We start from the raw sequence: 23,110 nt of genomic DNA on the forward strand, positions 1-23,110 counted from the left end.
GCTCTTGTCAATAATCGCGGCAATATTGCCGGTGCCTTGCATGAGCTTGGCTCTTCAAAGAATGTTCTCAGCATTGTCTCATCGATGTTGACAGCAGGCTTAACCAGCCAACTAACCGAAATGGCAGGTGTTGGACAATCCTTGCCTAAAACGGCTCCTCTGGTTGATCGCATCACCCGTGAGGCGGAAAAGAACTTGATCAAAGCCGCCATTGGCACAGGCGTTCAAACGGCTCTTGAGGGTGGTTCTCTTGACAAGAACTTTTTTAACAATCTGCGCATCGCCCTGTCTGATACGGTTGGCAAATCGTTGGCGGAAGAAATCGGTACCGCCAAGGCAGAAGGCAAAATAGACACGGTCACACAGATCGTTGCCCACGCAGGACTTGGCTGCTTAAAAGGCGCTGTTGCGAGTGGTGCTTGCACGGCCGGTGCTGTGGGGGGTGCTGTGGGTGAAGCCACTGCTATGCTCCAGTTTAAACTGTCGACCAAAAATTTTATACAAAAATAAATAGCAGCATTGGATGGTCGTGTTCCAACGGCAGAAGAACAAGCGCGTATCAATGCAAAGATTGAAGCACAGTTTTCTGATTTTAATGATCATGCCATTGATGTCGCACGGGCTGCCGGGGGCGTTGCCGCTGCCCTTGCTGGTGGTGATGTCAATACTGGCGCTGATGCCGCAGGTAATGCTGCCGAAAATAATTTTCTTCCTGCGGTAGCAGCTGCTGTAGCGTTCATTGTGTCGCTTACGCCACAAGAGTTGGCAGCTCTGTCTCTTTTTATGGCTGGTGGAGCAACTATTGTTCAATCTCCTAACAATAGAACCGCTATAGCTGATTTCCTTACCTATTGGTTTGCATCGAAAAATTCTGCAGAAGATAGCGAAAAAACAAATCAAAACTCACAAGAAGAAAAAAATAAAGAGTCTCAGAAGGAAAGTAAAAATAAGAAAAAAAAACGGAAACAATAAAGAACCACAAAACAATAATGATGGAAAGGGTAACATACTTGAACAAGTCAGGAAGCATCATGATAAAAAACGCGATGAGAAAAAACAAGAATTAAAGGATGAAGGATGTATAGTATGCGAGACAGAAATAGTATTCAAAACTAAGACGGATAAGGGGGTAGTAAAATCTCGTGCGGATATTGTTTATATAGAGAATGGTAAAATAAAAATTGGCGAGGTAAAAACGGGGAAGAATTCTAAATTAAGTGAACAACAAAAGATTTTAAAAGAGGCATATAAAGAAGGAAATGCTGAGTCCACAAAAGGAAAATTTATAAAATTTTTTAAAGAGAACAAAGAGTTCTTAGAGAAATATCAAGAATCGTTCAAAGATTTTAAAGGAAGTGATAAAGAATTAAACGAGGCTAGTAAAGAATGGATTAAAGGACAATTGAATAATAAGTTAGACAAAACTGACGTTAACGTTTTTCATTATCCAGGACTTTTTGAATGAAAGTGAATAGCGATGCGAACTAAAGACGTGACAGAGATTTTAAAAACGCTTGGCTGGGAGACGAAAGATCAACTATTATTTACAGTGGTAGAACAGTATTAGCGTGAATAAACTGCGACTTATGGAGAATAATCTATGAACTTTTCGTTAAAAAAAATACATCGCCCTGATATTATTTATGTGGAGAAAGGTGTATTAAAAGTTATTGATATAAAAACTGGTAATTTTCAATTAACAGAATGTCAAAAAGATTTTGAAATAGCGTATAAAACAGGAGATGCAAAACCTTTTGGGAAAATTATGAAACGCTATCTGGGCGAAAATAAGGAACAGCTTAATAAATACCAAGAAGATTTGAAAAAATTTGAAGGAGATGCAGAGCTTCTGAAAGAGTTTAGAGACAATTGGAGTGAAAATCAAATAAACAAAGAGTGGAATAGAATAATTCCTTATACAGTTAGCTGTTATCCGGCGGTTGGAGAAGAGTGAAACATTATGCAAACTAAAGATGCAGCAGAAATATTAAAAAGTCTGGGCTGTGAGCTCTATCGTGATGAAGTAGGCGATACATTTGCCTATTATTATCTTCCGGATCGCATTGTGGATTTGAGCTATGGTGTGAAACATGAAACGGATGGTGAAAAATTTTGGTTATTAGCTAGTCTCACAACTGCTTCTTATAGTCTTGCTTGTGAATATTCTAGGGGGCAAAAGTCACGGTATGGATATATACTCTATCCAGAAATAGGTGATTTCGGGGTTACGGTACCGGATCTTTCAGAAAGTCATATTGAATCTGCTTTAAACAAAGTCATTACTTGGGCGCAAGCACAAGATATTGAAAAAAAATTACATGAAGAAGCTGCTAATCATTCTCTTGTTGCAAAGGCTCTTCTCGGCGAGATAGAAGCTTTAAGGAGTTATGAGTCTACGCCCAAAATAAACGTATCAGAATTTTCTGATTATAAAATAATGACGTGGAATGAACGCTTGCTTCTTTTTGCACAGGTCTATAAAAATGGGGAATTAGACGATATTCTAACGCGCAATAAGCCAAAACAGCGCTCGATAAATCTCATCGCAGCAAGTCGCATCCTCAAAACGCGAGGATGGATTGCTATGGAACCTGAGAGAATGTTTCTCTCTTTGCCAGACCGTTTTATTCAATTTGATTTTGGCTTTATACGTCTTCATGATAATTACAATGTTCGTCTTGAAGCTGAGATCTCTAACGAAGAGATTTCTGTAGCTTGCGAATATATTCACTATAGGAGAGAATATAATTGGATACGACCTACGGATATTTATAAGTCTTTTAACACGATTGGAGGAGGTTTTTTTAGTGGTTTTGGCAAGGAAATTGATATTTGTGTAGAGGAATTGAATGAGCAAGAGTTAACAAAAATCTCTGAGCGGATAATACAGTGGGCACGCGCCCAAGATTTACAAGCATCAATAGAAAGCAAAACACGTGTTCAAAAGTATAGCTACAATATAGATATAGTCTGGCATTTGGCTTGTTTAGCGTTGACAGGTCGAATTGATATCCTGAAATCTTATAAAAATTTTTTAGAAGCTGGTACGATTTCTGAACATTTGGATGATGATGAAGTAGAAAAATATGTTAACCATGCCGTTGAATTTTCTGAAAAACATCTGAAAATCCTTAATGAGCGAGAAGCAGCAGAAGCACATCTTGGTCCGAAAGCTTTGATTACTTTCAATAAAGTTACAGAGCAATTAAAAGAAATGGGGTGGACAGTTTATCGTGATAAAAACTACAATCGCAATGCTTATTTTGTAAGTAAAGACCGTATTATCAATATAATGTATAACCTTCAAAGTGATGAAGAAGAGCCGATTGTTGCGTTTAAGGCTTCCCTTTCAACACTTGGTTTTTCCACTGCTCATAGAGAAATTTTCTATAATATGCCTCAATATATAGCCCTCAAAGAAGCAGAAGAAGTTTATACAGTTTCTAGTACTGAATTGGATAGAGGCAAGCTAAAGGAGATTTGTACAGATATACTTGAATGGGCAGATCGGCAAAATGTCAATCAAATCATTTATGATTATGCGGCTTTTTCCCCAGACAGTGAACTTGATCTTGTAGCGCGTCACCTTATTGCGCTTGTTTTGATTGGGGATGTTGAAAAGCTCAAATCTTATAAGGAGAATTTTAGAAAGGGAAATCCTTTAGGTTTTGTGGAAGAAATCTCAAAATATAGAATTGATAATCTCCTCACTCTTGCACGGGGTTATCGAGCAGGTTTTCCGAAAAATGCACCGATTTTGAGTTTGGATGCGCAAACAGCATCTGTTGCTTCTAAAACAACTTCTGTTGAAGTGGCAGAGGAAGTGGATGAAGCAGATGACACTGATGATCGTCTTACCATGGAAAGTGCTCATGCACTTTTAAAAAGCCTAGGCTGGTCAACCGAGAAAATCAATGAGAATGACCATATGGCAAGCTATCAATTGGCTGATCGTGAAGTAGATATTCTTTATAACGACGAAATTGCCAAAGACTACCCGCAATTTGATAGCGCCTTTTTGATTAGCACGGGCATTCTTTCCACCGCTTGTAAATTCATTGATCCTACCCACACGGAAGATATTCCAGATATACAGCTTAATTTTGAAGCCAAGGGATTAGAAATCTTTGAACCAGAAGTCACTACGGATCGTTTAACACAGGCGCTTGATGATGCTTTAGAATGGGCGGTAACAGACATTGACCTTTCTAAAAGACTTCGCTCTGATTATGGCACTGCTCCTTGGAAAAAAAGCACTACGTCTAAAGCAAACGATACGGATTATGCTTTACTTCATCTTGGCGCTCTTGCTTTATTGGGTGATGCTGAAACCTTACAATCTTATCAGCAAAGCTTTACGGCAGAGGATCACCTAGGCTTTGACGAGAGCATCAACAAAACCCACCTTGAACGTGCATTAGCTTTAGCCAAAGAAGTAGCAAAGGTGAAGCAAGTGAGCTACGCTTTGATTGAACGGGTAGCAAAAGATTTTGATGATCACTCAGAGCTTTCTAGCGAGGAATAACCTCGCTCTTGGAAGGAGAGTTTATTTAAGTCTATTTAGAACAAAGAATAAATTGATTATTTTGAAAAAATCGAGGGGATTATGAATCATGAAATGGATAAAGAAAAAAAGTATGGGGGCAGCTGAGCCGGTGGAATTTAAAAGTCAAAAAGTTTATCAGGAAGATGAACTGTTTGAGCCCGAAACAGTTTCTTCTTGGAAAGAAGAAGGACAGATAGTAACGGGTACAAATGTGGAAAGAATGGTATCAGGAAGAGCACCTATTGGAGTCGATTTTAGACCTATTATGTTACATCCTGTGACACAAGAACAAGATAGTCCTCTCGTTGAGGTTCTCTACTCATTTTATCAAGGCAGGAGTTTGGTTGCTCCTATGAATCCAAAGACAAATTTTATCAGAAAAGTTATTTGTTGGATTTCAAAAAAAATTCCTAAGTAGGAAAAAAGAAAGAGTAATTATTGCAAATATTGAAATAATATCCCTAAAAGGCGCTCTCTAAACTTTAATGATCACCTCCTTTAATTCCATCATATATTGTAAATGCGAGATGATTGTACAGAGACAGATGAGAAAAGAGCTCCGTCAAGAACATATCTCTTATGATTTTATCAATCTCATCTCAATTCCATTGGCTATAGTAGAAAAAGATTGATCATTAGGAACACTCATTATGAGTAAAAACACGCTGTGACTTATGGAGAAAAATTTATGAAAAGTTATACTTTATCAGATGTTGCACAATATGTTGATATGCATAGTCATGTTATTAATTTTGGTACTCAAGATAATGCCCCTGATGATGTACGGATTAAAACAGCTGAGAACACTCTTGGTTTACAATTTACCTCTTCCTATAAGAATTTTTTAAAAAATTATGGAGGAGGAGAAATTGGAGGTGAAGAAATATTCAGTATTTATGAAATCTGCGCAGGTATTCCTGCTGGTGATATTGTTTACCGAAACTTACTCGATAGAAGAGATGGCTTTACGGACCCCAAACAACTTGTTATCTGCACAACTGATTTTGGTGAAACCTTTTATTTTGATTATACACAGTTTCGGGATGGTGAATGCCCACTCTATCTCAAGTATACATCTGAAGATTCCGAATATTACGCAAGTAATTTTTATGAATTTCTCTGCAAAAGAATTAAAGAGTATGTAGGGGAAGATTCATGAAAACCTATACCTTAGATGATGTTATACAACTAGTTGATAAATAGGATAATTGCGATTTATGAAAACATCTCAATAGAAACTGATCATTATAGAGATGAGCAAAATACCTTTTAATAGACCGTGTCAGTGTTGTCAGTTCTTTTTAGACCCTATATTATTTTTTTTTAATGATAAAAAAATTAAAACATTATATTTCAATAGGTTAGTGTTTTAAAAACATAACTCATATCAAGAGTACAACCTTTAAAGATAACCATGATGTGAATTGATTAAAACTTGTCAGTTATGTGTCAGTAAATTGAACTGACAAAATAGATTATTTTAGTGAGTGATTAAAATGTGCTTTATGATAAAGTATGTGATCCTTTAAAGCCTTTCAAAAGATAGCTTGTAATTCATAAGAAGTACTATCAAGACCATTATGGTTATGAGTTTTGAGTATTTTGAGGGTTCCTTTTACTCCCCCCTTTACATATTTTTCAATAAAAAATAAAAGTCATTATATTTCAATATATTATTTTTTATCAATTTTTCAAAAAACAACCTATATCAATAATACAACCTATAAATTCAACTAATGATGTATGTTTTGTAAGGGTTTTGAGGGTTTAAGAAACATTCAAAACCTATAAGTAATATAAGAAAATGAATATACATAACCCTCTTTAAACAAAGCTTTTGATAACAATAAAGCTATCATTTTAGATTACGATATAACATCTTAAAGGCAATGTAAAAGAAGCGTATTCACTTTAAGATGGGATTTCTTAAAAGTCTTAAAGCAATCAAAATAAGAGTATTTAATAGTGCAAGTTTCTTCTTTTTAGAATAACGCATATAAACACTCCTTTTAAAGATTATATGTAAGCAATTTATAAAAGGGATATAATAACCTATAGGTATAAGACCTTATACCCCTTGTGAGTTTATTATACTCATCATGTGAGCATGCATTATAAGTTATTCAGTTTCTCTAATTTCTAGTTTTGGTAGGTTCTTAACGATTTTCATTATCTCTAAACTTATGGTAATAACCCTCTGAAATAACTCTAGAGGGTAGGCAGGGTTGCCAATGGTTTCAACAGCATAGTGATTGGCATCATTGACAATACCACTCTTTTTATCAGTCTTTACGCATTGACGCCCCATAACCCATTCAAGAGCAGGTTTGCCATTGACGATATACTCATAAGTTTCAAGAGGGATATCTGTTATTGTGATATTGCTGTTATATATAACTGTTTATTTATCTTTCTCTTTACCTACTTTTGCGAATTTCATTTCTGTAACGTAATAGAGTTTCTCAGAATTAGAGATCTCTGTTTGTTTTGGATTACCCTTTTTAAATGTGACTGGATAAGGCTCTACATCTTCATAGTTTACATGCAAATGACCCAGTTTACGCCCTGCTGTTACAAACTTCCAAAAATCATTAGCACTCTTTACACAAGGGATACGAGGCAGTTCTTTAGAGAGGTTATCAGCATAACGAGCACGATAATCTTCCGAATGTAAAAGACCGTAAACATAATAGAATAGATCATCTTTCGTGATAGTTTCATTAGGATAAGCGGCTTTAAAATGGTCTAGACCTTCATCAGTAATGGCATCACGCTTCTGTAAACCAGCTGTTGTGTTTTTCTCTGTAGAATTTGCAAATAAATGGGATTGTTTCTCACTTTTTGAAACCGTAGCATCTTCATAAATATATTTTGGAAAGCATTGACCTGTATCTATTGCATGAAAATCAGGTAGATCCCTAGTCATAATAACAGAAAAGCCACTTCTTGCCCCTATAGCAGAAACTTGTATCACTGTATTTTTGATCATTTTTTCTACAGGAAAGATACGAGGCATTTGATAAATTGCTTCATTAAAAATGCGATTATAATAAAGCCACTGTCGTGTAAAAGGACGATATAAACTTTGAACAAAACCGACTTCTTCAAATTTTAAAATATGACCTCTTGCTAATTGTTTTTTTATATTCAAACTCCAACTTATCTTGCTTGTATCTGAATTAACAAAATTATCTACAGCCTTTGTACGTGATTTACTGTCAGTGTGCGCATAAGCATTATTAAAACGTTCTGCTTCACTGTTATAGAAGGCAATCATGTTACTCATATTTTTCGCTAAAATTGCACGACTTGAATTGTATGCCCAAAGATCACGACTTGTCATAATACCACGAGAAAACGTTTCAAACAGTTTTTTGTCATGCCCTTTCTTAACACCCAAGGCTAGAAATGTTTCAAAACTGTTATCACGTTGATTTATCCAATCCCCATGTTCATCCGGTGTAATTACTTTCCAACCGTTTTCACATGTAATACCACCAATACTACCAAAATATTGAAGCCTCTTAAGTTTTTTTTCGGTAGAAAGATTATCTCCAATATCATGATAGTAAATTTTACAATCTCCAGAAGCATTGGGATTTTTGATAAATAGCGTTACCGCAATACCCGTCATACTACCATTGCCGAAAATATTTTCACCTTCTTGAGCAACTCCATTGCTTAACATATTCTTGCGAAGATCCCCTCGTAAATTAAGTACATAAATGCTCGTAAATCTTTGGCTAAAGATTTTCGTAAACTGTTCATTGTCGATTTTTCTGCGTAACCAGAGCCAGAAACAAAGCCGATTACCCCAGCATTATCAATACGGTCACTAGCCCAGCGTATAGCACGAATATAACTGTCATAAAAATTTCGCGTATTCATTGATTTAGCTTGAGAAGCATAAGTCTCACTGATCCGTTTATCTAAAATAGGATAAGGAGTATTCTTCGCACTGTCATTGGCATTTTTTTGTCCCACTGAATAAGGAGGATTGCCAAAGATAACTTTGATATTTAGATTTTTTTGGAGTTCCAAATATTCACTGTTTTCTTTAAATAATTCTTGTAACAAATCTTTCTTTTCAAGCATTCGAAACGTATCAGCCAAACCAATATGCTTAAAAGGAATATACCCACCTTTCATAAGACTATGATAAGTCGATTCAATGTTAATGGCTGCTATGTAATAGGCGAGCAAGACAATCTCGTTGGCATGGATATCATGACGGAATTTATATTCCATGTCCTCTGGTTTGATCAGTTTAGATTGTAAAAGCCTTGTGATAAAGGTACCTGTTCCAGTGAAAGGGTCGAGAATGGAGACTCCTCGTGACCCCAAGCTTTTTCCAAACTCATTACGCAACACATCATCAACAGAATGAATGATAAAAGCACAGTTAAGATGAGAGAGCGTTCGACCAGAGTTAAAACGTTTCCATTGATAACCCAGGAGTAAATACTCCACGGAATAAAAGAGATTATTATGTTAAACATGGCGCATCCTCCTTTTTATATTTGATAGAAAACTTACCGCAAGTGCTTCGTTTTTTAGTTTCCGTATGAATATAAAAAACGCCACCCGGTTCACACTCTGTATCCTGTTTAATGGTCAACTGATAGGTATCTCCCAGATAAACTGCTTCAATGAACTTTACTTTTTTCAGCGCAACAGATGCGATATTTTTCGCCCTACCCTGCGTGGCCAAAGCCAGAACCATCTCAATCAATAGTGAACCAGGACATACGGCGTGGGAGGGGAAATGTTCCTCAAAAAGCGGGTGATGCGCATTAAAGGAAAAAGTACAAGAATCTCCGGTTACGGAAGAAATCTTACATAAATCGCCTAGTAATGGAAGAGCGGCTTTCTCAGAACACGAGCTAAAGAAGCAGACCTTACTGACCATGATGATTGCCTGCGCAATAACGGCCTTTCCATTGTCATATGTGCTAGCCTTACAGTGAATACGGTAGGCCTCATTAATGCGTTCAATATGTCCTTCAACGCATAACCGATCGCTATCAAAATGGGTGGTAGAGAAAAACTGTTCAACCATGACAGGGAGATAGCGATAAGTGAGATCCGAGTTTTTAGCCACCACGGTGGCGAATCGAACTGAAAACTGATGCAAGGCTTCGAGTAACAAGCCCTGTTTCAAATAGTTATGGGCTAAATTCCAGTGAGAAATATTGATTTGCCCGCAAGCACGCATCGGTGCGGTTAAGGTGATACTCTGACATATACTCAAGAAATTTGGCTCGGTGCGATGCTTTATAGCCATAATTTGGGGACTTTTTTATATTTTTTTCTTAAATCCTTTGATGATAAACCGAAGGAATGAGCACTAAACCGCGCTTGATAGTGCACGAGAAGTATCGGCATACGACAAACGAAAAAAGCCAACAATCCCAGCTCAGGAGAAGCCCGATGTTTGCTCATGATGCTTGCAATTAGAAAATCGACATTGGGTTGCAGTCCTGTATTGTCCGAAATAGATCGCGCAAGCGAACTGAAGGGGCGCATAGGCATCTGAAAGCGTGAAAAAAAGAAATCAACTCGGACATCCCGTTGCATAATCGGGTGACCAAACCCTAGCCAGGGTTTGTCTTTGCAATAATGCGTTACCGCCGGCCTCAAGATTCCCGGCTTCAATCTCATGGAGGACACTAGAAAGTCGCATGATAGCATATTTGCAGGCTCCCATATGCGCCGGGGCCAGTGGCACAAAACTCACCGATTAGTGCAGAAATGACGTCGCTCTTGGTACTGGCAATAAATCTTATCGTGGTGGTTGTGGGTGTCACAATACCAAACCCGCCCAGCAGTAGAGACATGCACCGGCAAAGCATATCAATATCCCAGTCGGAAGAAGCTTCCTTGCTAGTTAATGCTAACCAAAAAGCACGCTCAAAGGTATTGCAATTTTCGATCTCCGGCGAATCGGAAAACTGTTGGGAAGAGCGCGCCAATGCAATAATCCGCGGCATCAGCAAGATAATTTTAAGACAACCACCGTCGCTTACGGGAGCCATGACCTTACCCTGAGCCGCCGAAACCTCAACTTGCGATAATAACATCATAAAGCGCTGCGTTAAACTCAAAGATGGCAATGCATTGATCAGTTGATGCATCGCCTGCAGTTTGGCTGTAGGGTTCGTCTTTTGCAGTTCGGCGCTAGCATTCTGAATCAGCCGATCCATCTGTTCTTCATTAAGAAGGTTGCCGGTCAGTGCAAACCATGCGTTCTGCAAATAAAGGTTTTCATCGGCAATATCAATCAAATTACATCCACGAATAAACAATACGTTATTATCTAAATCATAATTATCAATAACATCATCTGACGTGATTTACTCCTGCTGCTCCGGTGACACGCTATAAAACCTTATGTTGACATTTATCGTATGCGAATTCCCTGATACAATTTCATTACACAAATTATCAAGTTGCATTACAGGACTCCCTTGCGTCATAAACTAGCAGGCATTTCCCTCTGGATGAGAAAAGCAAATCGCTATATTCGACGAGGGTGAGGTTAATACGCCCGCGCTTTTTCATATAGGCTTCATAAATATCCGACAAATGATAGATTTCCTCAGTTAGTTCGGACAAATCAAGGTTGTGAAATACTTCGCAGCAGATTTTAATATCCATAATCTCTTGTCTATCCGCGGATAAAGACAATACAATTTGAACAATCACATCGGGCAATCTTCGATTAATAATTTTGAATATTTTTTCATGGCTAATCAAATTTCCCATGAAATTAAAATCAACAGCATTGCGTTTAATACCTTCAAAATAGAGGTCACCATTTTCAACGGATAATGTGCCCATATCGCCCACGGAATATCTGATAAGTTTGCGCGAGACATCGGGATCCAGCGATGTCACTAGCAGCCCTCTCTTATCTTCATATTCAAAGAAAAAATCATCGCTGAAGAGCAGGTGCCGATTAAGCCGCCCTTCGGAGGACATACCAATGAAACCGCACTCCGACAAACCATATAAACCAATTATCCGCAGATCGGCGCCCAGCATCTCGCGCAGATAGTTTTCATGCACACCCAGCATCGATTCACCGGTAAAGAGCACTTTTTTAATTGCCAGTGGAACCCCAAGGCTGAGCATAGCTTCAACGAACTGAACGATGGTGCTGGGCACGCCAAACAGTACCGAGAGCCGTATTTCAGCCAGAAACTCGAAATGACTCTTCAGCAGCAGGGCATATCGCCAACCGGCACGACATGTGCACGGCAATGTTTTACAATTTCACACGCCAAGTAGTGTAAAGATGAAAACAGATTAATCGTAAACAGGTTGCCAACAACATCCCCTGGGGAAAAAAATTGCCGCGCGCGCAGGTTACGAATTAAATTATGCTCTGATGAGCTGACCGCTTCCTTACTGGATTTTAGACGAACGCTGACCATTTTCATCGCCCCAGTGATGCCACTTGTAGCACTAATCAGCATCGGTAAGTGTTCACCCGCAGAGTCCACTTGAGTCAAAGAACCACTATCACCAGTGATCGAATAAACGCGTGTACTTATCCTAACCAAATCGCGGAAAGCAATGTAATCGAGTGCATGGCAGCCAGTTATTGCCGTTATACGTGGTTGCATTTTTGCATACATTTCAGCACAGAAATAATCCATGATAACTCAGACCTTTTTAATAAAAATTGCACAACCCAGAGCTGCTAGACCTTCTCCACGTCTCACTGTCCAGCTCATCTCACTAAGATCGCAGCCATATAAAAAATCGGTGATACCGGCTAATGTGAATTTTTCTTCTGTGGACATAGCTGCCACACCGCATTCACGACGTGATTGGTTAAAAACACCCAGTGCTGTTTCTTCTGCATCAGCTAGGGGTTCATGGATGATAATACGACCGCCGCGATCTAAAACACGGCACAACTCCTGTAATCCTTTTTTAGGTTCAGCCCAGTGATGAATTACGGAACGGGCATAAATCATTGAAAAGGAGTTATCGGGAAACGGTAAATTGCTGACGCTGGCTTCAATGATGTTGAATGCATGCTGGTATTTTAACTCGGTACATTTTTTAACACAAAACTGAACCATACGGGGATCAATATCAACCCCGTAAAAGAAATAGTCTGTGAGTTTTTGGGAGCGGTAAAGCTTGAAAAGCATGTGGCCAGTTCCCATGCCAATATCGAGAATTTTTTCTTCGCAGAAGTAACACCAGATGCTTCTTCCAGAACTCTTTCCATCAAATACGCATTCCACGGTGATGTACCTTCAGTAGCATACCTTTCATAGTGCTCAGGGGTGATATTTACCAGTAAATCATTCATCACATATTCCTCTAAATGAAGCTAGTTATGGCATTGCCATAAACTCGTTAAAAACTAACTGGGTATAGAAACGGTTACGTCCTCATATAAGAGGTCATCTAAAATAATTGATTGCAAACATGCATCCAGCAAAACAACGGTTATCACAGATTGACAAAGATAATAGCAGTTACAAATAAACGTCATCCCTTTAAACACAAATGTATTCCCAACGTACCGAAAAACACATCGCGTCCTGTCATGTTCAACTAAAAAGTAATCATTTATATCAAAAGTACACGCCGAGATGGCGCATAATGCCTTATACAAGCTCTCCATGCAGCTAAATATTGTGGTGCATAGCCGATTATCCAGCACCTGCCCTTCTGGAAAGTTCGCGCATTTTTCACAGTAATCTAGCATAAATGGCCTCGGTAGTTTTTTTTCTCAATAAATTCGATATCAACCACGACAGACTGAATCCGCGGATCATTATTAAGCAACATAATACTTTTACTCCGTCCATGGCTCACAGAACTGTGTGACATCTTTACATCTGGCAAAATCCGTTTAAATATATCGATAAAAAGTACCTTCGCCATTTCACGGTGCAATATCACTCTCGATGTACGTCTCGTCGATACAGGCAAATAACGATGAAGCCTATCAATAGCTAAAAAATAGGTATAAAAAGAATGGCTCACAATGCACAGATAATTGTTTGCACGGCGATTAACATACACTCTGCTCATACCATGAGCTTTATCTACACGGTACATTTTATTTTCCCTGTATTTGTCGTGGCAATTTTTCTGATATTTACTTTAAATGCATACTGATACCATTTATCAGTCAATAGTTTAGTAACGACTTTAACCTGCTCACTATTTGCCGACATATCAAGGTTGAGATAAAGATCGCCGTTCTGTGCTTTTGAAAAGTAATGCCTTAAACATCCGGCATACTTAATAATGTCATTTGAGATCAGTTGAACTGGGATAAACTTACCATTGTGTTTAAATTCATTAACGGCTCTGGCTATCCAGTAATAGCATTCGGATTCATCTTTAACAAACAGGTCGCCGGAATCAAACCATTCATCACGCGGCTTTAATTGCAAGGAACTATCAACATAACCATCACACGCGAAAGGCGTTTTATAAAACGTACGGCGCACTGAATCAGAAGCATCCGCCCGATCAATGGGGCGCAAATCAATTTTTATATCACTCACCAAAGCCTTACCCGGCGCTACAACGCCATATTTACTGGTTCTTTCAATCGTGTAGCGAACAGATCTTATTATGAAACAAGCGCGGTCCGGATTCGGTCTGACCGAAGTTATTCCATAACGTCGTACATGATGAGAGGATACCCGATGCTTGTACGGTGAGCAAACGATCGGATGCATTCAAGATATTTTGCACATGGATTCGGCTTTTGGTAAAAATTGTCGCTTACTACCAGCATCCAGTCACCGATTAAAGGCAAGTTGGTAATGCTATAGTGCGAAACGAGTTCACCAATATTACTTATTTGAAATTTTTCAAATACCAGTTTGCTATCCGATAAGAAGGCACATAGCATAGTAGAGAGACCATGCATATACTGCACTGGGAAATAACACAATGAGCAATCTTCATTACTTAGTCCAAGAGATTGGCTCACCGCGATGGCATTCTCAATCAGAATATTTTCATGATATTGAATCAACTTGGGTTTACTGGTTGTTCCGGAGGTACAAAAATAGAAATGCGCGCACGGATATGCTGTAAAATCAGCCAGATTTTCGTTCACAGTTGAAAGACAGTGATCAAACGCGATATTAATCCGGTGACTGATGATATTAATATCCCTGACTTCATGGCTCATTACAACAGCCGCAATGCAATCAGCATCAACCAGTATATCAACAATGTCTAAATCATGAATACTGACGATCCAAGCTTTCAATTTTAGCACAGACGCAACAAAATAGCTAATCATGCCTTCGAAATTATTTCTAATCACAAAAACAAACAGCTTATTTTGCTCCCCTTGCGGGCGATCACGACAATATCTAACTACTGTATCTGCACACCCTTTTGTCATCATGCTGACATCCTCTGCCGAATAATGACTGTGATGACAAATCACTTGCCAGTTTCTTTCTAATAAGGAATATATTGTTAGCATGAGGTGTCCCTTACAGATATTGTGGATTCCCTAAAACCAAGCTGCTTGCGCCACCGCCCATACCAAATGAGTTTTTCAATGCGTATTTAAGCGGTCGGTACTGATGCTCCCTCACAAGCGCAATACCAGCGGGCAATTGAGGATCGATTTCATCACAATTCAAAATTTTGGGCAAAACATTGTTCCGAAAAGAAACCAGTACACCCAAAATTTCCATCGCACCGGCAGCAGCAATCAGATGCCCGTGCCAAGATTTTGTCGCCACAATCGCCGGGTTGTGCGCGCCAAAAACCGTTCTGATTGCACTGGCTTCGTGCTGATCATTTTGTACTGTCGATGTCCCATGTGCATTCACAAAATCAATAGCGGTACGGTCAACATCCGCATGTTCGATGGCCCGCTCCATCGACAGTTGCATTTCGAGATCATCTTTATGCGGCGCTACAATATGCTGTGTGCAAAGTGCACCGCCGTAACCCAATAAATAGGCCAACGGCTCACGCTGCCGCGCCAATACGTTAGATAATTTTTCAATAACAAACAGACCTGCACCCTCCGCTAAAACAAATCCGCTACGATGCCGGTCAAAAGGCCGCGAACGCCGTGGTCCACTGTAGTTTTGATCAGTCGATATCACTCCCATTCCTTCTAATCGTGCAAGGTATAAAATCCATTATTGCACCACCATCTTTACGCTTAATAAAAATGCAAGACAGTTTCTATCAACCTATTTACAACAGCAATATTATCATGACAGCTATCACTCGAAGTTTATGATTATATTGTGAATAGTCACTCTGCTTTTGAATGGGGTATGAGACACTAATGCGTTAAGATTAATAAAAAGAGTAGCATTATTAATGATAGCAATTATTACTCTGTTGAGATTATTAGCACTCGTTACTTATCTATTGGAATTTTTTCAACGAGTTATTACTATAAGCTTAGAAACCATGAAAGTCGTTAGAAACTTTACCAAAATTAGAAACTTAGAGAAACTGAATAGATTTATGAAGTTAACTTACCTCATAAGGATTTCTTGAGTACTCATTTAAAACTACAATCTATAAGTTAATCATTTTGTGTTGATTATATACAATCTTAAAAGGAATAATATATCATTGCGACCTCCTGAAAAGAGAGGATTTAAAATTTTGAAAACTCTTATTTAAATTGCTTTAAGACTTTTAAGAAATTCTCTATTAAACAAGATTAGATTTTTCTGGATTACCTTTAAGAGATTATATCACAATTTAAAATGAGAACTCTATACTATTCAAAAGTTTTTTAAGATTAGTTTGACATATTCATTTTATTGAAATGAAATAATAGAGATTGAGCTTTCTTTTAAACACATTTTATTTGTTGTATTTATATTAGGTTGTAATGTCTATATGGGTTATTTTTTTGAAAAATTGACAATACCTAACATATGTAAAAATAAGCTTTTTCTCTAAAATACCAACGTGCAAAATTCAAAGTCTCATTAAAATCATAAGAAGTATTTATTCAGTGAGTTGAAAAAATTGATACAATCTATGTCATAGGTTTATCATTTATATTTTAAAAATTATAATCGACTGAAATGTAGTTTTGTTATTTTTGAGTAAGATTTTTTATAGGGTGCAGAATGAAGTGATAAAATCGATATAAGTTACAAAATTTAATTAAAAGAGATTTAAATAATGTGTATATGTATTGAATTTTCTCATGGATTAAGCTTTTTTTATTTAAGATATGAATGATATTAAAAAATATGGATGCAACCAATAGTGTTGATGAATTTTTTAACAAAATAAGTATATAGATATCTTAAAATAGCTGGATGAGGTGATTTTAAATGGTAGAATTAAAGGCACATACGGCTCTTTTAAGCTATCGAATGATTGGTTTTTGCTTATGTCCTGTTATTCCTTTTTATTTGTTCTTTCGTGCTATTCGTGGAAAAGAAGAGTGGTGTCGCAAAAAAGAGCGTTTAGGTAAAAGTTCTCATATACGCCCCCAAGGTTCGTTAGTTTGGTTGCATGCAGCAAGTGTTGGAGAAACACTTGCACTTGTTCCACTTATAAATTATATTTTATCATTGGAAATCAATGTATTAATGACAACTGGGACGGTGACATCTTCTACTCTTGTGAAAAAATATTTTGGTAATAGGTTGATTCATCAATATGCTCCTTTGGATTTAGATTTTGCAGTGCGCCGTTTTATTCGTCATTGGAAGCCTGATCTCGTCTTAATTTGTGAATCAGAAATTTGGCCTCTTCGTATTAAAGAACTTGCAAAAATGCGTATTCCGCAGATTTTGGTTAATGCCCATATGTCTGAACGTTCTTTTAAAGCTTGGCAAAAACGACGTGTTCTTGCCAAACATATTTTTAAGGATATTGATTTGGCGATTGGTCAAAATGAAAGAGATGTAGCTTATTACCATACACTTGGCGTAAAATCTGTTACGTTTTCTGGTAATCTCAAGGCTGATGTTTTTCTGGTTGAAAATCAAGAATTGCTTGCACGTTATCGTAATGCTATCGGCAATCGCCCAGTTTGGGCAGCTGTTTCAACGCATGAAGGGGAAGAGGAGATTGCTTTTGAGGTCCATAAAATTGTTAAAAATTATTTGCCAGATTTATTAACAATTATTGTGCCTCGTCATCCAGAACGTTCAGAAGATCTTATCAGAAAATGCGATAATAAGGGGTTAAGTTTTATTCGTAGGAGTAGAGATGCTGTTCCAAACATGAATACCGATATTTTATGGGGAGATACCATTGGAGAAATGGGACTTTTTCTTCGCTTATCGAAAGTTTCTTTCGTTGGTAAATCGTTATGTGGAAATGGTGGACACAATCCATTGGAATTGGCTTTGCTTGGTTCCGCTATTTTGACAGGGCCTCATGTTTCAAATTTTCAAGAGATGTTCAAACAATTTCTAACGCGTGATGCAGCATATATGGTTCAAGATACAAAACAGCTTGCTATTCAGGTGTATAAGCTTTTAACAAATGAAACATTGCGGCAAGAAATGGTTGATAAGGCTCATGAAGTGGCAACAGGTATGGCAGGTGCATTTGAGCGCACATTAAAGATTTTAGATCCATTTTTACAACCCCTTGTAATACAAACAGGTTTACGTCAGCGTCAGGGTAGATATGCATATTAGCGCCCCTCGTTTTTGGTGGAAAAATAAAAGCTTTTTGCGTTTTGTGTTAGCTCCAGTTTCATGGGGGTATGGTTATTTTTCAAGTCGTTTTATGACAAGACAGCCTCCCGTGATTGATCTGCCAGTTTTGTGTATTGGAAATTTTACATGTGGTGGTGCGGGTAAAACGCCGGTTGTTATTGCTTTTACAAAAGTGGCTAAAGAACTTGGTTTCGTACCTGGTATTATATCTCGTGGTTATGGTGGATCAGTTAAAGGGGTACATCTTGTAAATGAAAAATATGACAATGCACGCGATGTTGGAGATGAGGCACTTTTACTTGCACGGCATGCTTTTGTAGCTGTATCACCTAATCGTTATGCAGCGGCACAACGGCTTAAACAAGAGGGATGTAATCTTATTTTAATGGATGACGGATTTCAAAGTCGCCGTCTTTATATGGATTATGCGTTACTCGTTGTTGATGCGATGCGCGGTTTTGGTAATGGAGCTGTCTTTCCAGCAGGACCTTTGCGCGTACCATTAAAAACGCAGTTTTCTTTTATGGATAGTGTTTTATTGATTGGTCACTCCGATGCGCCTGATAATGTCGCTTTTTTTGTTTTGCGTACTGGAAAGCCTTTATATCGTGCTCATCTTAAAGCCAGTGCCTCTGATGAGGTTTCAGGAAAATCATTTTTGGCATTTGCTGGTATTGGCAATCCAGATAAATTTTTTAAATCTATTAAAGAATTGTCTGGTCATGTGGTGCAAACTTATATATATCCAGACCACTATTTTTTCACAGATAAAAATTTAAAAAGCCTTATACAAAAGGCTAAAATGCACAATTTATGGCTAGCAACAACAGCTAAAGATTATACCCGTATACAGACAATTCACATGCAAAAAGATTTGAAAAATCTTATTATCTTTGATGTGAATGTCGATTTTGTTCAAAAAAACTTCTGTCGTATGGTCCTTGAAGAGGTCATAACCCGCTTTAGAAAACGTTCCCTTGAATTTTCTTGTCTAAAAGGCAAAGGCTAAATTTATAGCTTTTGAGGGGTTATTTTTCTTTTGTTTTTAACAATTGCTTGAGATATGGGTTGCACTCAAGTTCGCGCTGATAGGAGATTTCACAACTAGCATATGCTTCTTGGCGGTGATGATTCCAATATTTTAAATCATCTATAGGGATTTTTTGCCCGCTAACAGCACAAATGGTATAGGTACCATATTCTATAATGTCATATCCATTATTAGAATAATGAATTTTTGCTTCGCGTTCACCATTGGGAAACATTATAACTCCTTTTTACTTGATACAAGAGATTCAAGAAAAGTGCCATAAAATATATTATAAAGTCGAGAGTTAATTTTAAAATATTTTTCTTGTAAAAATGATGAAGGGCTTATTTTCTGCCAAAAAGCCGTTCTATATCTGCCAATTTGAGTTCAATATAAGTAGGGCGTCCATGATTACATGTACTTGTATTAGGTATTGCCTCCATTTGTCGTAATAGTGTGTTCATTTCTTCGGGGCGTAAAAGGCGCCCTGACCGTATTGAGCCGTGACAGGCCATCGTTGCTGCAACATAATCAAGCATTGCTTTTAAATTATTTGTTGTATCATACTCAGCAGCCTCATCTGCGAGATCTTTAATAAGGGCTTGGACATTGATCTCTCCTAACATGGAAGGTGTTTCACGCACAACAATTGCTCCTGGTCCAAATGGTTCTATTCCTAATCCAAATTTTTGCAAAGCATCTTTATGCGTTAAAAGGCATGTTGCATCCTCTTCAGAGAGTTCTACAATTTCAGGAATAAGTAATAACTGTGAAGGAAGTGGTTTGGAATAAAGTGCATTTTTGAGTGCTTCATAAACCAATCGTTCGTGAGCTGCATGCTGATCGACAATGATCAAACTATCTTGTGTTTGGGCGATAATATAGTTTTTATGGATTTGTGCTCTGGCCGCTCCTAATGGATAAGATAACTCTTCTGATGAAGATGTCGTGCTTGGAATGTATGCATCCCCACTTGGTGTATTTAAGCCCTCCATAATAGGAGCGGCATCTTCTTTTAAATCAAAAGAGTGAGTACTATCCAATGGTTTTTGGACCATTGGAGCGCTGGTAAAATGATGAGGTTGTGAACTGTAAGAAGAGAACTGGTGCGTGTTCTTAAAACTGCCTAATGGTTGTTGTGCCAATGATTGTTGTGTTTGAAATGCAGCAAGCATTGCTTCAGAACGGGTTGAAGTAGGACGAATACCAGATTGCTGCAATGCTTCACGAATAGCTCCAACAATCAAACCACGAATTAATCCTGGATCACGGAATCGTACATCAGCTTTGGCTGGGTGAACATTAACATCTACCTCAGCAGGTGGGAGGTCAATAAAAAGAATAGCGACAGGATAACGATCTCGTGTCATGACATCAGCATAAGCGCCTCGGATAGCGCCCCATAGAAATTTATCACGCACGGGACGTCCATTAACATAAGCAAATTGATGAAGGCTGTTATTTCGGTTGAAAGATGGCAAACAGGCAAAACCTGATAAGCGCACCGCTTCGCGTTCAGCATTCAGCGCAATGCTATTAGGGGCAAATTCTTTTCCCATAATCTGCGTAATACGTTGTAATTGTCCTTGAATATTATTTTCTGTAGCAGACAATTCCATAGATGTTCTGTCTAGTCCTGAAAGAGAAAAGCGGATATGTGGAAATGCGATAGCAATTCGCTTAATCATATCGCTAATAGCATTTGTTTCAGCCCGATCAGTTTTCATAAATTTTAATCGTGCCGGCGTGACAAAGAAAAGATCACGAACTTCAACAATTGTTCCAAGATTCGCAGCAGCTGGTTTGGGTCCTACAATTTTTCCTGCAGTAACGGAAATTTCAGCAGCGCTCTCAGCATCTTTTGTTCGTGAAATGAGTTTAAGTTTAGCAACAGAACCAATAGAGGGGAGGGCTTCTCCTCTAAATCCAAGGAAGCAGATATTGTGTACGTCATCGGTAATCTTTGAGGTACAATGGCGAGAAACTGCTAAAGTTAATTGATCTGCAGGAATTCCATAACCATTATCACTCACCTTTATAAAATTTTTTCCACCATTTGCTGTAATAATTTCAATGCGTGTTGCACCAGCATCAATAGCGTTTTCAACAAGTTCTTTGACAACATTTGCTGGTCGTTCAATAACTTCACCGGCGGCGATTTGATTAATAATATTTTCGCTAAGATGGCGTATAATCATAATAAATTCTAACAGGAATCTTAAGGGTTCTATAGAAAATTATGATAACATCATTTGCGAGACATTCAAGAATAAGAGAGCATGAGAGGTATTATTTTTACAATACCTCCTATTTTATTTTATGTTAACAAGTCGGTTGGAAAAAACATAAAAATAGTTTTTATCACTTTAAAATAGCTTGCACCAGTTTATCATCTAGGTCAAAAAAGAAACAATGTAAAAAGGGAAGGCAATATATATGGCGCGTATAAGCGGTATTTTAGCAGATAGTGATATACAAGCTTTGATTGAGAATAACTTTCTCAAGGCTCAGTATCCATTTGATAGATCTCAAATACAACCAGCAAGCCTTGATCTTCGTTTAGGGGAGAAAGCTTATCGTATACGTGCTTCTTTTATGCCGGGACCTGATACAAAAGTTTTGGATAAGCTTGAACGGTTAAAGTTGCATGAGTTTGATTTACGAGACGGAGCCGTTTTGGAAACGGGGTGTGTTTATATTGTTCCTCTTTTAGAAAGTTTAGCTTTACCAGAATTCTTATCTGCTGTTGCCAATCCCAAAAGTTCTACAGGACGATTAGATATTTTTACACGTGTCATTACGGATAATGCTCAGGAGTTTGATAAAATTTGTGCTGGTTATCATGGTCCACTTTATTTGGAAATTAGTCCACGCACATTTCCAATTTTGGTGCATACAGGCTCACATTTATCACAGCTTCGGTTTAGAAAAGGGCAAAGTTATTTAAATGAAATAGAGTTGCACACTTTGCAAAGGCAAGAAACACTGATATCGGATGATTTTCCTAATATTAGTGTTGGTGGTATTGGTCTTTCCATTAATTTAAAGGGAGACAAAAACGGGCTTATAGGTTATCGTGGTAAACATCATACAAGTGTTATTGATATTGATAAACGTGCCGTTGCCCACGTTTTAGATTTTTGGGAACCTCTTTTTGATCGTGGTCAAAGGGAGTTGGTTCTTGATCCTGATGAATTTTACATTTTAGTTTCACGAGAGTCTGTTCATGTGCCTCCGCTTTATGCCGCAGAAATGACACCTTTTGATCCTTTAGTTGGCGAGTTTAGGGTGCATTATGCAGGCTTTTTTGATCCAGGATTTGGGCATAAGGAGGCGGGTGGAAAAGGAGCAAGAGCGGTTTTAGAAGTGCGGAGCCATGAAGTTCCTTTTATCTTAGAGCATGGTCAAATTATTGGCCGTTTGGTCTATGAGCATATGCTTAATCGACCATCAACCCTTTATGGACATGATGTTGGATCACATTATCAAGCACAGGGTTTAAAGTTGTCCAAGCATTTTAAATGAGTTGGGAACTACGAATTTTGATAACATGTATGCAGAAAGCGTATTTTAGATAAAAGAAAATTTTGTGCTTCGCAAAACTGGCGTCATGCATTCTATTTTTAATTTCCAAGGTTATCTCATCTCTTGCATTTGAGAGGGTATGAGAGGCATTTTTACTTCTTTTTTCAAGAGGTTCTATCTATACGAACTCCATTTATGATGTGCAAAAGAATAGTTTTGATTATTTCATCGTGACAAAATTTACAATGAAAGAATTTTACTATATTCAATATGTTATTCATATTTATTATTATAATAAATCAATAGGTTAATAAAATTCAACATAACAGTAGCTACTCACTT

General features: G+C 37.8%; 20 protein-coding genes and 2 pseudogenes. 9 read left to right on the forward strand and 13 right to left on the reverse strand.

Annotation, left to right across the window (positions count from 1 at the left end):
- From ACFINK_RS07425 to ACFINK_RS07450, 6 genes and pseudogenes are all read left to right on the forward strand, one after another.
- A pseudogene (locus ACFINK_RS07425) lies at positions 1-729 on the forward strand (DUF637 domain-containing protein); the annotation flags it as partial.
- A 127-nt stretch (positions 730-856) separates the two neighbouring features.
- Complete coding sequence (locus ACFINK_RS07430) at positions 857-1,465, forward strand: hypothetical protein (protein WP_375638557.1); 609 nt, start codon at positions 857-859, stop codon at positions 1,463-1,465.
- A gap of 135 nt (positions 1,466-1,600) precedes the next feature.
- Positions 1,601-1,954, forward strand: coding sequence for a hypothetical protein (locus ACFINK_RS07435; RefSeq protein WP_183194745.1), 354 nt, complete (start codon positions 1,601-1,603; stop codon positions 1,952-1,954).
- A 6-nt stretch (positions 1,955-1,960) separates the two neighbouring features.
- Positions 1,961-4,525, forward strand: coding sequence for a DUF6990 domain-containing protein (locus ACFINK_RS07440; RefSeq protein WP_375638559.1), 2,565 nt, complete (start codon positions 1,961-1,963; stop codon positions 4,523-4,525).
- An 88-nt stretch (positions 4,526-4,613) separates the two neighbouring features.
- A complete protein-coding gene (locus ACFINK_RS07445; RefSeq protein ID WP_375618707.1) occupies positions 4,614-4,964 on the forward strand; it encodes an HNH/ENDO VII family nuclease in 351 nt (116 codons plus the stop codon).
- Between the two features lie 270 nt (positions 4,965-5,234).
- Positions 5,235-5,705, forward strand: a complete 471-nt coding sequence (locus ACFINK_RS07450) for an SMI1/KNR4 family protein (protein ID WP_375638561.1) — start codon at positions 5,235-5,237, stop codon at positions 5,703-5,705.
- 960 nt (positions 5,706-6,665) lie between these two features.
- On the opposite strand, the pseudogene ACFINK_RS07455 reads toward ACFINK_RS07450, so the two are convergent.
- The 11 genes and pseudogenes from ACFINK_RS07455 to ACFINK_RS07505 all read right to left on the reverse strand — a co-directional run.
- Positions 6,666-8,941, reverse strand: a pseudogene (locus ACFINK_RS07455) (type ISP restriction/modification enzyme); the annotation flags it as partial.
- Positions 8,942-9,032: 91 nt separating this feature from the next.
- Positions 9,033-9,830, reverse strand: a complete 798-nt coding sequence (locus tag ACFINK_RS07460; RefSeq protein ID WP_375638563.1) for an ApeI family dehydratase — start codon at positions 9,828-9,830, stop codon at positions 9,033-9,035.
- Positions 9,821-10,123, reverse strand: a complete 303-nt coding sequence (locus ACFINK_RS07465) for a hypothetical protein (protein WP_375638565.1) — start codon at positions 10,121-10,123, stop codon at positions 9,821-9,823. Before ACFINK_RS07465 ends, ACFINK_RS07460 begins: the two co-directional genes overlap by 10 nt.
- A 92-nt stretch (positions 10,124-10,215) precedes the next feature.
- Complete coding sequence (locus tag ACFINK_RS07470; protein WP_375638594.1) at positions 10,216-10,899, reverse strand: citrate/2-methylcitrate synthase; 684 nt, start codon at positions 10,897-10,899, stop codon at positions 10,216-10,218.
- 91 nt (positions 10,900-10,990) lie between these two features.
- Positions 10,991-11,713, reverse strand: coding sequence for a phenylacetate--CoA ligase family protein (locus tag ACFINK_RS07475; RefSeq protein WP_375638567.1), 723 nt, complete (start codon positions 11,711-11,713; stop codon positions 10,991-10,993).
- A 50-nt stretch (positions 11,714-11,763) separates the two neighbouring features.
- On the reverse strand, positions 11,764-12,207 hold the full coding sequence (locus ACFINK_RS07480; protein WP_375638569.1) for a hypothetical protein: 444 nt from the start codon (positions 12,205-12,207) through the stop codon (positions 11,764-11,766).
- Positions 12,208-12,213: 6 nt separating this feature from the next.
- Entirely contained in the window at positions 12,214-12,807 is a 594-nt protein-coding gene (locus tag ACFINK_RS07485; protein ID WP_375638571.1) for a class I SAM-dependent methyltransferase, read from the reverse strand.
- Between the two features lie 463 nt (positions 12,808-13,270).
- Positions 13,271-13,633, reverse strand: coding sequence for a hypothetical protein (locus tag ACFINK_RS07490; protein WP_375638573.1), 363 nt, complete (start codon positions 13,631-13,633; stop codon positions 13,271-13,273).
- Positions 13,621-14,088 carry a hypothetical protein gene (locus tag ACFINK_RS07495; RefSeq protein ID WP_375638575.1) on the reverse strand — a complete coding sequence of 156 codons (468 nt, stop codon included), beginning with the start codon at positions 14,086-14,088 and terminating at the stop codon, positions 13,621-13,623. The genes ACFINK_RS07490 and ACFINK_RS07495 overlap by 13 nt, the downstream gene beginning before the upstream one ends.
- Before the next feature lie 107 nt (positions 14,089-14,195).
- Complete coding sequence (locus tag ACFINK_RS07500) at positions 14,196-15,029, reverse strand: AMP-binding protein (protein WP_375638577.1); 834 nt, start codon at positions 15,027-15,029, stop codon at positions 14,196-14,198.
- A 10-nt stretch (positions 15,030-15,039) separates the two neighbouring features.
- Positions 15,040-15,666 carry a beta-ketoacyl-[acyl-carrier-protein] synthase family protein gene (locus ACFINK_RS07505; RefSeq protein WP_375638579.1) on the reverse strand — a complete coding sequence of 209 codons (627 nt, stop codon included), beginning with the start codon at positions 15,664-15,666 and terminating at the stop codon, positions 15,040-15,042.
- Between the two features lie 1,203 nt (positions 15,667-16,869).
- Between ACFINK_RS07505 and waaA the strand changes: the two genes are divergently transcribed.
- Both waaA and lpxK read left to right on the forward strand, forming a co-directional pair.
- Complete coding sequence (gene waaA / locus ACFINK_RS07510) at positions 16,870-18,192, forward strand: lipid IV(A) 3-deoxy-D-manno-octulosonic acid transferase (RefSeq protein WP_375638580.1); 1,323 nt, start codon at positions 16,870-16,872, stop codon at positions 18,190-18,192.
- Positions 18,182-19,222, forward strand: coding sequence for a tetraacyldisaccharide 4'-kinase (lpxK, locus tag ACFINK_RS07515; protein WP_375638582.1), 1,041 nt, complete (start codon positions 18,182-18,184; stop codon positions 19,220-19,222). The genes waaA and lpxK overlap by 11 nt, the downstream gene beginning before the upstream one ends.
- A gap of 19 nt (positions 19,223-19,241) precedes the next feature.
- On the opposite strand, the gene ACFINK_RS07520 is transcribed toward lpxK, so the two are convergent.
- The gene (locus ACFINK_RS07520; RefSeq protein ID WP_375608064.1) at positions 19,242-19,478 is read right to left on the reverse strand and encodes a DUF2093 domain-containing protein; all 237 of its coding nucleotides are present in this window, start codon (positions 19,476-19,478) and stop codon (positions 19,242-19,244) included.
- A 109-nt stretch (positions 19,479-19,587) separates the two neighbouring features.
- A complete protein-coding gene (mutL, locus tag ACFINK_RS07525) occupies positions 19,588-21,441 on the reverse strand; it encodes a DNA mismatch repair endonuclease MutL (RefSeq protein WP_375638583.1) in 1,854 nt (617 codons plus the stop codon).
- Between the two features lie 238 nt (positions 21,442-21,679).
- On the opposite strand from mutL, the gene ACFINK_RS07530 reads away from it, so the two are divergent.
- The gene (locus tag ACFINK_RS07530; RefSeq protein WP_375613513.1) at positions 21,680-22,768 is read left to right on the forward strand and encodes a 2'-deoxycytidine 5'-triphosphate deaminase; all 1,089 of its coding nucleotides are present in this window, start codon (positions 21,680-21,682) and stop codon (positions 22,766-22,768) included.
- Positions 22,769-23,110 lie beyond the last annotated feature (342 nt).

It is taken from the genome of Bartonella sp. AA16NXGY (assembly GCF_042197325.1).
Classification (GTDB): domain Bacteria; phylum Pseudomonadota; class Alphaproteobacteria; order Rhizobiales; family Rhizobiaceae; genus Bartonella.

What these genes read in the sequence shown, in the direction of transcription:
- ACFINK_RS07435 (WP_183194745.1), top strand. Translation starts at nt 1,601, where the DNA reads ATGAACTTTTCGTTAAAAAAAATACATCGCCCTGATATTATTTATGTG.
- ACFINK_RS07440 (WP_375638559.1), top strand. Translation starts at nt 1,961, where the DNA reads ATGCAAACTAAAGATGCAGCAGAAATATTAAAAAGTCTGGGCTGTGAG.
- ACFINK_RS07445 (WP_375618707.1), top strand. Translation starts at nt 4,614, where the DNA reads ATGAAATGGATAAAGAAAAAAAGTATGGGGGCAGCTGAGCCGGTGGAA.
- ACFINK_RS07450 (WP_375638561.1), top strand. Translation starts at nt 5,235, where the DNA reads ATGAAAAGTTATACTTTATCAGATGTTGCACAATATGTTGATATGCAT.
- ACFINK_RS07460 (WP_375638563.1), bottom strand. Translation starts at nt 9,830, where the DNA reads ATGGCTATAAAGCATCGCACCGAGCCAAATTTCTTGAGTATATGTCAG.
- ACFINK_RS07465 (WP_375638565.1), bottom strand. Translation starts at nt 10,123, where the DNA reads ATGCAACGGGATGTCCGAGTTGATTTCTTTTTTTCACGCTTTCAGATG.
- ACFINK_RS07480 (WP_375638569.1), bottom strand. Translation starts at nt 12,207, where the DNA reads ATGGATTATTTCTGTGCTGAAATGTATGCAAAAATGCAACCACGTATA.
- ACFINK_RS07490 (WP_375638573.1), bottom strand. Translation starts at nt 13,633, where the DNA reads ATGTACCGTGTAGATAAAGCTCATGGTATGAGCAGAGTGTATGTTAAT.
- ACFINK_RS07500 (WP_375638577.1), bottom strand. Translation starts at nt 15,029, where the DNA reads ATGCTAACAATATATTCCTTATTAGAAAGAAACTGGCAAGTGATTTGT.
- waaA (WP_375638580.1), top strand. Translation starts at nt 16,870, where the DNA reads ATGGTAGAATTAAAGGCACATACGGCTCTTTTAAGCTATCGAATGATT.
- lpxK (WP_375638582.1), top strand. Translation starts at nt 18,182, where the DNA reads ATGCATATTAGCGCCCCTCGTTTTTGGTGGAAAAATAAAAGCTTTTTG.
- ACFINK_RS07520 (WP_375608064.1), bottom strand. Translation starts at nt 19,478, where the DNA reads ATGTTTCCCAATGGTGAACGCGAAGCAAAAATTCATTATTCTAATAAT.
- mutL (WP_375638583.1), bottom strand. Translation starts at nt 21,441, where the DNA reads ATGATTATACGCCATCTTAGCGAAAATATTATTAATCAAATCGCCGCC.
- ACFINK_RS07530 (WP_375613513.1), top strand. Translation starts at nt 21,680, where the DNA reads ATGGCGCGTATAAGCGGTATTTTAGCAGATAGTGATATACAAGCTTTG.